11 protein-coding genes are annotated in these 12,898 nt (G+C 65.4%); 10 read left to right on the top strand and 1 reads right to left on the bottom strand.

Annotated elements, in window-relative coordinates; genetic code table 11:
* The first annotated feature begins 59 nt into the window (after positions 1-59).
* The 5 genes from uxaC (at position 60) to WFP39_RS08270 (ending at position 6,261) form a co-directional block, all read left to right on the top strand.
* Positions 60-1,460 (top strand): glucuronate isomerase, encoded by a 1,401-nt coding sequence (gene uxaC / locus WFP39_RS08290; RefSeq protein WP_336918934.1) that lies wholly within the window; start codon positions 60-62, stop codon positions 1,458-1,460.
* Positions 1,457-2,824 carry a mannitol dehydrogenase family protein gene (locus WFP39_RS08285; protein ID WP_336918932.1) on the top strand — a complete coding sequence of 456 codons (1,368 nt, stop codon included), beginning with the start codon at positions 1,457-1,459 and terminating at the stop codon, positions 2,822-2,824. Before uxaC ends, WFP39_RS08285 begins: the two co-directional genes overlap by 4 nt.
* Positions 2,821-3,846 carry a glycoside hydrolase family 5 protein gene (locus WFP39_RS08280; protein ID WP_336918931.1) on the top strand — a complete coding sequence of 342 codons (1,026 nt, stop codon included), beginning with the start codon at positions 2,821-2,823 and terminating at the stop codon, positions 3,844-3,846. The genes WFP39_RS08285 and WFP39_RS08280 overlap by 4 nt, the downstream gene beginning before the upstream one ends.
* Before the next feature lie 89 nt (positions 3,847-3,935).
* Positions 3,936-5,264 (top strand): MFS transporter, encoded by a 1,329-nt coding sequence (locus WFP39_RS08275; RefSeq protein ID WP_336918930.1) that lies wholly within the window; start codon positions 3,936-3,938, stop codon positions 5,262-5,264.
* A gap of 4 nt (positions 5,265-5,268) precedes the next feature.
* Complete coding sequence (locus tag WFP39_RS08270; protein ID WP_336918929.1) at positions 5,269-6,261, top strand: sugar kinase; 993 nt, start codon at positions 5,269-5,271, stop codon at positions 6,259-6,261.
* Here the strand turns inward: WFP39_RS08270 and WFP39_RS08265 are convergent.
* Positions 6,258-7,454, bottom strand: coding sequence for a Gfo/Idh/MocA family protein (locus WFP39_RS08265; protein ID WP_336918928.1), 1,197 nt, complete (start codon positions 7,452-7,454; stop codon positions 6,258-6,260). The genes WFP39_RS08270 and WFP39_RS08265 overlap by 4 nt on opposite strands.
* A 189-nt stretch (positions 7,455-7,643) precedes the next feature.
* On the opposite strand from WFP39_RS08265, the gene WFP39_RS08260 reads away from it, so the two are divergent.
* The 5 genes from WFP39_RS08260 to WFP39_RS08240 are packed head-to-tail and all read left to right on the top strand — an operon-like array spanning position 7,644 to position 12,897.
* Positions 7,644-8,576, top strand: a complete 933-nt coding sequence (locus WFP39_RS08260) for an SMP-30/gluconolactonase/LRE family protein (RefSeq protein WP_336918927.1) — start codon at positions 7,644-7,646, stop codon at positions 8,574-8,576.
* The gene (locus WFP39_RS08255) at positions 8,573-9,271 is read left to right on the top strand and encodes a nuclear transport factor 2 family protein (protein WP_336918926.1); all 699 of its coding nucleotides are present in this window, start codon (positions 8,573-8,575) and stop codon (positions 9,269-9,271) included. Before WFP39_RS08260 ends, WFP39_RS08255 begins: the two co-directional genes overlap by 4 nt.
* Complete coding sequence (locus tag WFP39_RS08250) at positions 9,268-9,978, top strand: nuclear transport factor 2 family protein (protein ID WP_336918925.1); 711 nt, start codon at positions 9,268-9,270, stop codon at positions 9,976-9,978. The genes WFP39_RS08255 and WFP39_RS08250 overlap by 4 nt, the downstream gene beginning before the upstream one ends.
* Before the next feature lie 2 nt (positions 9,979-9,980).
* Positions 9,981-10,769, top strand: coding sequence for a nuclear transport factor 2 family protein (locus WFP39_RS08245; protein WP_336918924.1), 789 nt, complete (start codon positions 9,981-9,983; stop codon positions 10,767-10,769).
* Positions 10,770-10,773: 4 nt separating this feature from the next.
* Positions 10,774-12,897 (top strand): PQQ-dependent dehydrogenase, methanol/ethanol family, encoded by a 2,124-nt coding sequence (locus tag WFP39_RS08240; RefSeq protein WP_336918923.1) that lies wholly within the window; start codon positions 10,774-10,776, stop codon positions 12,895-12,897.
* Position 12,898 lies beyond the last annotated feature (1 nt).

The raw sequence follows: 12,898 nt of genomic DNA, 5'->3' as shown, positions 1-12,898 counted from the left end.
CCCGTTAGCGCTACCATCGCGCTAGCCATGTTGCGCAAAAAAAGCGAGAGGAGAAAGCCGTGGCGCGCCCGCTGGTGCTGAACGAAGACCGGTTGTTCCCGCTGGAACCGTCGGCAAGGGCGCTTGCACGCGAACTGTATGGCACGGTGGCAAAGCTGCCGATCATCAGCCCGCACGGCCACACCGATCCCGCGTGGTTTGCGCAGAACCAGCCGTTCGGCAATGCCGCCGAATTGCTGCTGCAACCCGATCATTACCTCACGCGGATGCTCTATTCGCAAGGCGTCCCGCTGGAAGCGTTGGGCGTGAAAGGCACGCCCGCCGATCCGCGCGAGGCGTGGCGGATCTTTGCGCAGCATTATCCCCTGTTTCGCGGCACCCCCAGCCGGATGTGGATGGACTGGGTGCTGGCCGAAGTCTTCGGCATCGATGTGCGGCTGGATGCCGAGACGGCGGACGCCGCCTATGACCGCATCACCGAGGCGCTGGCCACGCCTGCATTTGCCCCGCGCGCGCTGTTCGAACGCTTCAATATCGAGGTGATCGCCACCACCGAAAGCCCGCTCGACACGCTGGACCATCACGCCGCGATCCGCCAGTCGGGCTGGCAGGGGCGCGTCATCACCGCCTATCGCCCCGATCCGGTGGTTGATCCGGAGTTTGAAGGCTTTGCCGACAACCTCCGGCTGCTGGTGGAATTGACAGGGGAGGACTGCGGCAGCTGGCAAGGCTACCTCGCCGCGCACCGGAAACGCCGCGCCTTCTTCAAAGGCATGGGCGCGACCAGCACCGATCATGGCCACCCCACTGCGCAATCCGCCGACCTTGCTGCGCACGAGGCGGAGAGCCTGTTCGACCGCGTGAAAGACGGCAATGCATCGCCGCAGGACGCCGAAATTTTCCGCGCCCAGATGCTGACCGAAATGGCACGCATGAGCGTGGAGGACGGGCTGGTGATGCAATTGCATCCCGGCTCCTTCCGCAACCACAACGCCGCGCTGTTTGCCCGGTTTGGCCGCGATGTGGGGGCGGATATTCCGCTGCGCACCGATTATGTCCATGCGCTCAAACCCCTGCTCGACCGGTTCGGAAATGCGGCCGAGTTTTCGCTGATCCTCTTCACGCTGGATGAAAGCACCTATGCCCGCGAACTGGCACCGCTGGCGGGGCATTATCCGTGCCTCAAGTTGGGCCCAGCCTGGTGGTTCCACGACAGCCCCGAAGGTATGCGCCGCTTCCGCCGCATGGTGACCGAGACGGCGGGCTTCTACAACACGGTCGGGTTCAACGACGATACGCGCGCCTTCCTCTCGATCCCCGCACGGCACGATGTGGCGCGGCGGATTGATTGCGGCTTCCTGGCCGAACTGGTGATGGAGCACCGGCTGGATGAGGATGAGGCGTTCGAGCTGGCGCAGGACCTGGCCTATAATCTGGCGAAGAAGGCTTACCGGCTGTGAGGCTGGGGCCCGACACATTGCGGCACCTTCCTGCCCATGTCGCGCGCCCGCCTTATGATCCCGCCGCGCAGGCGATCGGTGTCGTGCATTTTGGCCTGGGCGCCTTTGCCCGCGCGCATCTGGCGGCCTATTGCGACGCGGCAATGGCGTCGGGCGAAAGCGGCTGGGCGATCACCGGCGTCTCGTTGCGTTCGCGCAAGGTGAGCGAGCAGGTCAACCCGCAAGGCGGCCTCTATACGCTGACCGAACGCAGCAGCGATGGGCCCGCCACCTATGTCGTGGGGGCGCTGCGCGAAGTGCTGGTGGCCGGACGCCAGAGCGAGGCGATTGTCGAGCGCATTGCGGCGCCGACATGCCATATCGTCAGCTTTACCGTGACCGAGAAGGGCTATTGCCGCGCCGCCGACGGTTCGGTTGATGCCAATGCAGCGGGGGCGAGTTTCTACCCCTTGCTGGCGGCGGCGCTTCGGAGGCGGATGGACGACGGGTTGCCGGGGCTGACGCTGCTGTCGTGCGACAATTTGCCTTCCAATGGCCGCTTGCTGGGGGAGCTTCTGGCCGGTTGGCTGCAACACGAAGCACCCGATGTGGCGGAATGGTTTGCGGCCAATTGCACCACCCCTTGCACCATGGTCGACCGCATCGTGCCCGCCAGCACGCCGGGCGATCTGGCCGCGCTGGAACAGCGGCTGGGCATGGCGGACAAGGCGGGCGTCTTTACCGAAACGTTCAGCCAGTTCGTGATCGAGGACAATTTTGCCGGGCCGCGTCCAGCCTTTGACCGTTACGGCGCGCAGATTGTGGCCGATGTCGCACCCTTTGAGACGGCCAAGCTGCGCATGCTGAATGGCGCGCATTCACTGCTCGCCTATCGCGGGCTGCAGGCGGGGCATGAATATGTGCATCAGGCGATGGCCGATCCCGCAATTCGCGCCGCTGTCGAACGGCTGATGCGCGAGGAGGCCGCGCCCACATTGCGCCCCGCGCCGGGGCAGGATCTCAGCAGCTATGCTGCACAATTGCTGCACCGTTTCGACAACCCGGCGCTGCAGCATCGGCTCGCGCAAATCGCAATGGATGGCAGCCAGAAACTGCCGCAACGCTGGCTCGCTACGTTGGCGGCGGCGGAGGGGCCGTGCCCTGCCATCCTGTCGGGCATTGCCGCCTTCCTGTGGCATGTGAAGGACGGGCGCTGGCTGGACGATCCGTTGGCCGACTGGCTGTGGCAGGAGGTGGCCGCGCGCCGCCTTGACGGACAGGTAACGGCGTTGTTCGGCCCAGGCGGTCTGCTGCGATCCGAATGGATTCCGTCATCGGAGGATATCGCCATGATCGAAGCTGCATTCGAGGAGCAGACAGCATGAAAGCGATATGGGCCGCAGCCGCGCTGGCTGTGATGAGCTTGGGGCTGAGCGGTTGTGCCAGCACCCTTCCCGATCCGGGCGCAGCCGCGCCCGTCGCTGCCGCACCTGTGGGTAGCCCGGTCGCTCGCCATGGCGCACTATCCATTGCTGGCAACCGCGTGGTCGACGCCAGCGGCCAGCCGGTAACGCTTCGCGGGATGAGCCTGTTCTGGAGCCAGTGGGCCCCGCAATATTACACCGCCCAAACGGTCGACTGGCTGGCGCAGGACTGGAAAGTCACCGTGGTGCGCGCCGCCATCGCGGCCGAGGGGAATGACAGTGCGCTGTTCCATATGGAGCGCGAACTGGCCAAGGCATCGGTGGTGATCGAGGCGGCGGTGGCGAACGGCATCTATGTGGTGGTCGATTGGCACGCGCACCGCAACCACCCCGAACACGCCGAGTATTTCCTGTCCGAGATCGCCCGGCGTTATGGCCATCTGCCCAATCTGATTTACGAGCCGTTCAACGAACCCTTGCGCGAGGGGGTGGACTGGAGCCGCGACGTAAAGCCTTATCACGAGCGGATGATCGCCGCGATCCGCGCGCATGATCCCGACAATCTCATCATTGTCGGCTCCCCCAGTTGGAGCCAGGATGTCGACATTGCCGCCGCCGATCCGCTGGCAGGCGAGAATATCGGTTACACGCTGCATTACTATGCCGCCACGCACAAGGACGGCCTGCGCGCCAAGGGGGATGCGGCGCTGGCCGCGGGGCTGGCGCTGATGGTGACCGAATTCGGCATTGTCGAGGCGACCGGCAACGGCCCGATCGACCGCGAATCCTCTGATGCGTGGTGGGACTGGGCCGAGGCCAATGGCGTGTCGTGGATGGCGTGGTCGATCGGCGACCGCGACGAAACCAGCGCCGCGCTTGTTCCCGGCGCGCCCGTGGCAGGCTGGCGCGAGGAGCATCTGACTGAAGGCGGGCGCATTTTGCGCGATCGCATCCGCACCGCCAATATTGCCGACGGCTATTGACCTCTCGCCTGCGCGCCATATGGTAGCGCTATCAAGGGGAGGGGAACAAATATGTCCCGCATGATGTATCCGCGCCGGGAACGGCGTGCATGACCACGCTTGCATCTGGCAACGCTTCGCCTATCGGCATGGCCAAGCCGCAGGGGCGCTATCGCTGGGCGATCTGCGCGATCCTGTTCTTCGTCATCACCATCAATTACATCGACCGGCAGATACTGGGCGTTCTGAAACCCGTGATCGAACAGGACCTGGGCTGGAGCGAGGTCGATTACGGCAATATCGTCACCGCGTTTCAGGCCAGTTACGGGCTGGGCCTGCTGTTCGTGGGCCGCTGGCTCGACAAGGTGGGCACGCGCAAGGGCGTGGCGATTGCCATCGCGGTGTGGAGCATCGCCGCCTGTTTCCACGCCGCGGCACGCAGCGTGCTGTCCTTCATGGTCGCGCGCATAGTGCTGGGCGTCGCGGAGAGCGCCGCCTATCCCGGCGCGGTCAAATCGGTGGCCGAATGGTTCCCCAAGCGCGAACGGGCACTGGGTGTGGGCATATTGAACGCGGGCGCAAATGTCGGCGTGCTGATGACGCCGATCATCGCCATCGGCATTGCCGGATTTTACGGCTGGGAAATGGCCTTTCTGGTAACGGGCGCGATCGGCTTTGTCGTGCTGTGGGCGTGGCTCCGCTTCTTCCGCACACCCGCCACGCATGAAAAGGTGACCGCCGAGGAACGCGCCTGGATCACGCAGGATGGCGAGGATGCGGCGGGCCGCCCGCTGGGCTGGAAGGACGCGCTGAAGCAGCGGCAGGCCTGGTATTTCATCTGCGGCAAGTTCTTCACCGATCCCGTCTGGTATCTGTTCCTGTTCTGGCTGCCCGATTTCCTCGCCAAGACACAAGGCATGGAACTGTTTCCCAAAGGTGAGTCGGGCATCCTTGCCACGATTGGCCCGGCGCTGATCGGGGTCTATCTGCTGGCCGATGTGGGCGCGGTGGCGGGCGGTTGGCTGTCTTCGCACTTCATTTCGCGCGGCTGGTCGATAAACCGCGCACGCAAGACCACGCTGTTCATCGCCGCTTTGCTGGCGGTGCCGCTGGTGACGGTTGCGAATGCGCCCAGCCCACTGGTGGCTGTGCTGCTGATCGGCATGGGCACTGCCGCGCATCAGGCGTTCAGCTCCAACATCTTCGCAATGATCTCCGACCTCTATCCGCGCCGCGCAGTCGCCACGATTGCGGGAATGGGTGGCGCGGCTGGCGCGGTGGGCGGCATGCTGATCGCGCAGGCGACCGGCTGGACGCTGGAATTAACCGGATCCTATGTGCCGATAGTGATTTATGCCGGCATGGCCTATGTCATTGCCTTCGTAATCATACAGCTATTGGTGCCGCGCATGGAGCCTGCCCGGATGCCGGAGGATTGAGACAATGGCCACAGTAGCAGTGTTCGGGGAGATCCTGCTGCGGCTGGCCCCTCAGGCTGGCGTGTCGCTGCGGCGCGCAAGCGGTTTTGACATCCATGTAGGCGGCGCGGAGGCGAATGTGGCGGCGGGCCTTGCGCAACTGGGCCATGCGGCGCGCGTTATCTCGACCCTTCCGGCTAGCGCGCTGGGCGACATTGCCCGGCGGCGGCTGGCGGCAGAGGCGATCGACCTGACGCATACAGGCACGGGGCCGGGCCGCATGGGCCTCTATTTTCACGAACCCGCTGCTGGCCCGCGCGGCGGTGGCGTAATTTATGATCGGGTCGGCAGCGCCTTTGCGCTGGCCGGGGCGCAGGCCTACGATCCGGAGGCGGCGCTCGCGGGGGCGACGCACCTGCACATATCGGGCATTTCCCCGGCGGTGAGCGAGGCAGGCGCAGAGGCGACGCTCGCCATGGTTGCCGCCGCGCGCGCAGGCGGCTGCACAGTCAGCTTTGATGGCAATTTCCGCGCCAGCCTGTGGGCGGCATCGCCGCGCGATCCGCGCGAGGTGTTGCTGCCGCTGGTTGAGCAGGCAGACCTGATCTTCGGCAATCACCGCGATGCCGCATTGCTGCTCGGCCGCGATCTTTCGGGCGAAAGCCCGCGCGCGGTCGCGCTTGCCCTGTTCGAAGCCTTTCCGCAATGCAGCCTCGTCGCTTCCACCCGGCGCGAGGTCGAGCAGGGCGGGGCGCAATTTGTCGGCGCACGGATCGATGCGCGCGACGATTTTGCCGAGGCGGACGAGGTGGCGCTGCCCCATATCGTCGAACGCATTGGCACCGGCGATGCCTTTGCCACGGGCGTGCTGCACCGCTGGCTGCAAGACCCCAGCGATCTGGGCGGCGCGGCGCGCACGGGCGTGGCGCTGATGGCGCTCAAACACGCCATGCCCGGCGATCTGCCCGATTTCACGCCTGACGACATTTATGCCGCGGGCAGCGACATTCAGCGCTAGACCGGAATATTCACCGCCACCACCGCGCCGTCATTATCGGCGCTGGCATAGATCGCTTCCATGATCCGCATATCGCGCAGGCCCATTTCGCCCGGCGTCAGATGCGGCACATTGGCGCGCGCGGCGGCCGAAAAGCCGTCCACCTGCGCGGCAAATTGCTGCATCGGATTGCCCGCCCGGAACTCGCGCGGTGGCTGCCCGCCGCCTTCCAGCAATATGCGGTTGTCGTCATAAGTGGTGGCGGGCTGCATTTCGATACTGGCATCCGCCCCGAAATAGCGCTGGCGGCTGACATAGGGGCTCCAGCAATAGGAGGAGGAGCCTTGCACATTGATGCCGCTGGCCATGCGCAGGCGGTAATCCACCCCGCCTTCCACCTCGGCAAAGCGCGCATCGCCGGCCGGCGTCGAATAATGCGCACTCACCCCCACCACCCGGTCGCCCGGCAGCATCATCAGCGAGGTGTTGATGCCATATACGCCAATGTCGAACAGCGATCCGCCGCCCGAAAGCTGCTTTTCCAGCCGCCATTTATGCGGCGGATATTGTGGATTGGCCGAAAAGCCGTGATCGGCGCTGATATGGCGCAGCGCGCCCAGTTCGCCCGCCGTGATCCGACGTAAAGTCTCCCGGTTGTTCGGCTCGAAATGCACCCGGTAGGCGACGCCCAGCTGACGGTTTGCGGCGCGCGCGGCTTCCACCATAGCCTCAGCTTCGGCAACGGTGGAGCACATTGGCTTCTCGCACAGAACGTGCTTGCCCGCCTGAAGCGCGCGGATCGTGTATTCGGCATGGAGGCCCACCGGCAGGGCGATGAAGACGCAATCGATCTCCGGATCGTTGGCGATTTCATCATAGCCCGCGTAATCGTAAAAGCGCGATACGCCGTATGCGTCGCCCAGCCTGCGTGCCTTCTCCGCATTGCCCGAAACAAAGGCGGTGATGCGGCTGTGGCGTGCCTCGGCAAAGCCGGGGATCACCTGCCCAACGGCAAAGGTGCCGAGGCCCACGATGGCCCAGCGCATCCGGTCGCTTGGCATATCGGGCAGTTGCGGATTGCCCAGCAGCGGCTGGCCGATCGCCTCCTGCGCCGAAGCACTTGCTGAAAGCGCAGCCAGCGATGCCGCCGCCGCTCCGCCCGCCAGCAATTCGCGCCGCGAGAGGTTGGTGCCCGTCTTGTCCGCCTTGTCCATTGCCCGATCCTCGCTTGCCATTTGGTAGCGCAACCATTGCCGCTTCGGCCCCGGCGCCGCAAGCGCAAAAGCCCCTGCGACAATTTGGCGCAAGCCGGGGCTTTTCAGCGCGGGCCAGCGGCTTATGATGAGGACCTTGCGTTTGGGAGGGCGCGCGAGGTGGGGAGAGCAATCAGGCTGGGGTGGCGCATGGCCATGCTGAGCGCGGCGGCGTTGCTGTCGGCCTGTGCGCACGGGGCCGAGGCGCAGCCAGCGACCCCGCCGGATATCGTGATGCAGGGGGAAAGATTGTTCCCTGAAAGCATTACCTCCACCGCGGACGGCACGCTCTATATCGGCAGCAATCCGGGGATCATTTTCCGCGCCGCGCCCGGAAGCGATACGGCGGAGCCGTGGATCGTGCCGGATGAAGCCAACGGCCTTGCCAGCGTGTTCGGCGTGCTGGCGGACGAGGCGCGCGGCCTGTTGTGGGTGTGCAGCAATCCGGCGATGGGGCAGGCGGGCGGCGTGCCTGCAATCAAGACCTTTCGGCTGCGTGATGGCGCGCTGGTGGTAAGCTACCCGCTGAATGTCGAAGGCCCAGCCATGTGCAACGACATGACGGTGGCGGGGAACGGCGATGTTTATGCCACCGAAACGCTGGGCGGGCGCATACTGAAATTGGCCAATGGGGGTGCGGCGTTCGACCTTTTCGCCGCCGATCCGGAGTTTGCCAGCGCCGATGGTATTGCCTTTGCCGCTGATGGCACGCTCTACATGAATGCCATCCAGCGGAATAATCTGGTGCGCGTGAATGTGGACGGGCAGGGGCGTTTTACCCATGCCACCGTGCTTACCCCGACGCGCCCCATGGCGGGGCCGGATGGTCTGCGCCTGATTGCGGGCAACCGCTTCCTGCAATCGGAAGGCAATTCGGGCCTGATTACGCTGGTCACTGTTGCAGGTGACCGGGCGGAGATCGAGGTGCTGGCCGACGGAATTGATTACGCCAGTTCGGTTACACTGGCACAGGGCCGCGCGTGGTTTCCCGAAGGTAAGTTGCGCTTCCTGTTCGGGCCGCAGGCGGGCGAGGATCCCGGCCCATTCGTGGTGCGCAGCGTGGCTGTGCCGGGAGCCGAATGATGCGCGCGGTTCTTGCCGCCCTGCTGCTCGCCGCGCCGCTGCCTGTGGCTGCGCAGCAAGGCGATGCGCGTATCCGGGCCGAAGCCGCAGAACTCACGCGGCGCGTCGAAGTGCTTGAAGGCACGCGCGCCATCCTCAACCTGCAACGCGCCTTCGGCTTCTATGTCGATCGGGGGCTGTGGGATCAGGCGGCGGCTCTGTTTGCCGATGACGGCACGATCGAGATCGGGATCGACGGCGTCTATCAAGGCCCCGCGCGGATCGAGGAATATCTGCGGCGTTTGCATGGCGGGCAGGAGGGGCTGATCTACGGCCAATTGAACGAATGGGTCACGCTGCAACCCGCCATTGTGGTTGCACCCGATGGGTTGAGTGCCACCGCGCGCTGGCGCGATCTGGGGATGCTGGGGCAATACCGCCAACATGCCGAATGGCGCGACGGGATCTATGAGAACACTTATGTCCGCGAAGGCGGCGTGTGGAAGATCAAGTCGCTGCATCTCTATGTGAACTTCGTCGCCCCCTATGCGCGCGGCTGGGCGCGGTTGCAGGATGGGGAGGGGCTGGCGCGCAGCCAGGCATCGCGGGATTTCCCGCCCGACCGGCCGCCCACGGCGAGCTACCAGCCCTTCCCGGCAACGCAGATCCCGCCGTTCAGCGCGCCGCATCCGGTAACGGGGAGGGCGGTGCAATGAGCAAGCTTTCCATCCTTGCCGCCTTGGCCGCTCTGATTGCCGCACCTGCCGCCGCGCAGACTTCGCCCGAACAGCGCCTTGCCGCCATGCGCGAACGGGTGGAGCGGCTGGAGGATGCGAACGCCATCGAGCTGTTGCAGGCGACCTACGGTTATTATTTCGACAAGGGGATGTGGCGCGAGGTCGCGCAATTGTTCGCGCACAACGGGCGCTTCGAATACGGGCAGAGCGGCGTCTATATCGGCCCGCAGCGGATCGAGCGCGCGCTGCTGCTGTTCGGGCCGGAGCGTCTGGGGCGTGGATATCTCAACAACCATATGCAGTTGCAGGCGGTGGTCACGGTCGCGCCCGACGGCCGCAGCGCCACCGGGCGGTTTCAGGGCATGGTGATGCTGGCCGAGCCGGGCGCCAACGGCCAATGGGGCGTGGGCATTTACGAGAACACTTATGTGAAGGAAGGCGGCGTGTGGAAGATCGCGTCCTTGCATTTCTACCCGACCGGCATCACCGATTACGACCTGGGCTGGACGCGCAGCGCCATCCCGATGGACGGGCCCAGCGCGCTGTTCCCGCCCGACGAGCCGCCGACAGTGGTCTACCGCGCTTATCCGTCCAACTACATCCCGCCCTTCAGCTATCCCCACCCCGTCACCGGTGAGGTGATCGAGCTGGTGCAGCCGCGCGACGACATTGCGGGGAGGCCGTGACGATGCGCCTGTTGCTTCTTGGTGCCGCCCTGTTGGCCGCCTTTCCCGCCGCCGCGCAGGAGCAGGCGGAGAGCGTCGATGCCCTGCTTGACCAGCTCGACGCACGCATAACGCGGCTGGAGGACATCAACGCGATCGAGCGGTTGCAGCGCACTTACGGCTATTTCGTGGACAAGGGGCAGTGGACGCATCTGTCCAACCTGTTTGCGGAAGATGCGACGCTGGAAATCGGCGGCAAGGGCATCTTCGTGGGCCGCGATCGTGTTCTCGAATACATGCAGGTCGCCTTTGGTCCCGATGGCGCGCCGATGGGCATGATTACCAACCACATGCAGTTCCAGACGGTAACCAATACCAGCCCCGACGGGCGCACCGGCTGGCTGCGCGGGCGGGCCTTCGTGATGGCAAGTTCGGGTTGGGGCCTGCCGCTGTATGAGGACGAGTTTGAGAAAGGCGAGGACGGCATCTGGCGCATCAGCCGCCTGACCGGGCCATTCACCATGTACACCAATTGGCAGGGCTGGGGCGAAAATGCGCTCAACAACACCTGGCCGGACAAGTTCAATCCGCCCCCCGATCTGCCGCCCAGCACGGTCTATCTCACCTATCCTGCCTATTACATCGCCCCGTTCCACTATCCCAACCCGGTAACGGGGGAGGCCTTCGTGCCCGATGTGGGCACGGTGGGCGCATACCATCGTCCGCCCGGCACCGCGGCGCAGATGGAGGCGCTGGGCGTGGGGCGGCAGGTGGACGGGACGCAGCCTATTGCGCTGCCGCCGAGGGAATAGATAGATGCAAAGGACACTTCGTTCGGCCTTGCTGGCCGGGTTCGCCATCACGCTGGCCCCGATGCTGGCCGGGTGCCAGATGGCCGCCGCGCCCGCGCCACTCGCCGCCTCGCCGATCGCCAGCAACGACCCGCTGGCCCATCCCGCCCCCGGCGAATGGACAAGCGACGGGCGCGATTACACCGCGCAGCGCTACTCACCGCTCACCCAGATCAATGCGGGCAATATCGGGGAGCTGGGCCTCGCCTGGTACGCCGATCTCGACACCTATCGCGGGGTGGAGGCAACGCCGCTGTACGCTGACGGGGTGCTTTACAACACGCTCGCGTGGAACATCACCACCGCCTACGACGCGCGCACCGGCGCGGTGCTGTGGACCTACGACCCGCAGGTGCCACGTGAATTTGGCCGCCTTGCCTGTTGCGAGCCGGTCAGCCGCGGGCTGGCCTTGCATGGCGACAAGGTGATCATCGCCACGCTCGACGGGCGGCTGATCGCGCTTGACCGGACGACCGGCCGGCCGATCTGGACCACGCGCACCTTCCCGCTCCATTCGGGCTATGCTTATTCGATCACCGGCGCGCCGCGCGTGTTCGGTGACAAGGTGGTGGTGGGCCAGTCGGGCGGCGATCTGGGTGTGCGCGGCTTCGTGTCCGCTTACGATGTGGAGACGGGCGCGGAGGTGTGGAAATTCTACCTCACCCCCAGCCCCACCGATACGCCCGATGGCGCCGCGTCCGATCCCGTCAACGCGATGATGCGCGCCACCTGGAGCGACGAAGGCCTGTGGCGGCAACTGGGCGGCGGGGCCAATCCGTGGGACGCCATCGCCTATGATCCAGCGCTCAACCTCGTCTATGTCGGCACCGGCAACGCGGTGCCGCATTCCCGCTATTACCGGTCAAACGACGAAGGCGACAATCTGTTCGTCTGCTCGATCGTGGCGCTGGATGCCGCCACGGGGGCTTACCGTTGGCATTACCAGATGAATCCCGGCGAGGAGTGGGACTGGACCTGCACGCAAAGCATGATCGCCGCTGATCTGGAGATTGGCGGGCGCACCCGGCAGGTGCTGATGCAGGCACCCAAGAACGGCTTCTTCTATGTGCTCGACCGGGCGACGGGGGAGTTCATTCAGGCGGGCGCGCATGTGTTCCAGAACTGGAACGAGGGCTTTGACGCACATGGCCGCCCGATCACGTCCGAAGCGGTGCGCTATACCGAGGAGCCGCATCTGGTCGCCCCCGGCCCTGGCGGCGCGCATAACTGGTTCCCGATGGCCTTTTCCCCGCGCACGGGCCTCGCCTATTTCCCGGCCTATCAAAGCGCGTTCGTGCTGGCCCGGCAGCCGGGCTGGACGCCGCAGCCCATGCGCTCCAATTCAGGCTGGGGATTTGTCTCTACCGGCGAGGCGGCGGCCACTCGTGCGCGGTTGACGCAGCAGGCGAACGCGCTGGAAAAGGCATGGCTCACCGCGTGGGATCCGGTGGCAAACCGCATCGCCTGGCAGGTGGAATTGCCGCGTCACGGCAATGGCGGCGCAATGGTGACGGCGAGCGACATTGTCTTTGCAGGCACCACGCGGCAGACCTTCACCGCGTTCGACGCGCGCAGCGGGCGACAATTGTGGGAATATCCCACGCAAAGCGCGCCGGTGGCGGGTGCGATCTCCTACGAACTGGACGGCGTGCAATATATCGCGATCAATGCCGGATGGGGCGGCGGTGCAGCGCAGATCGAGCGCGGGGCTGGCATTGAAATGCCGCGCGCGCCCGCGCGGCTGCTGGTGTTCCGCCTCGGCGGCACGGCGCAACTGCCGCCGCTCCCCGCCAATGCCTCCGCTCCGCCCGAACCGCCGCCGCTTCGCGCAAGCGAAGCGACGGTGGCGCGCGGCGCGCTGCTGTTTCAGCAGACCTGCGCGGTGTGCCATGGGCAGAATGCGATCGGCGGGGTCAAGGATCTGCGGCATATGACCGCCGAAACGCACGCCGCCTTCACCCGCATCGTGCTGGAAGGGCTGCTGCTCGATCGCGGCATGGCGAGTTTTGCCGATATCCTGAGCCGTGAGGACGCCGAAGCCATCCACGGCTACCTGATCGCACGCGCCAACGAGGATTGGGGCCGCTGAA

The sequence above is a fragment of the Alteraurantiacibacter lauratis genome, from assembly GCF_037154155.1.
In the GTDB taxonomy this organism is placed as follows: Bacteria; Pseudomonadota; Alphaproteobacteria; order Sphingomonadales; family Sphingomonadaceae; genus Alteraurantiacibacter; species Alteraurantiacibacter lauratis.
The sequence above is the reverse complement of the archived record's forward strand: the minus strand, read 5'-3'. Positions and strand labels throughout refer to the sequence as shown.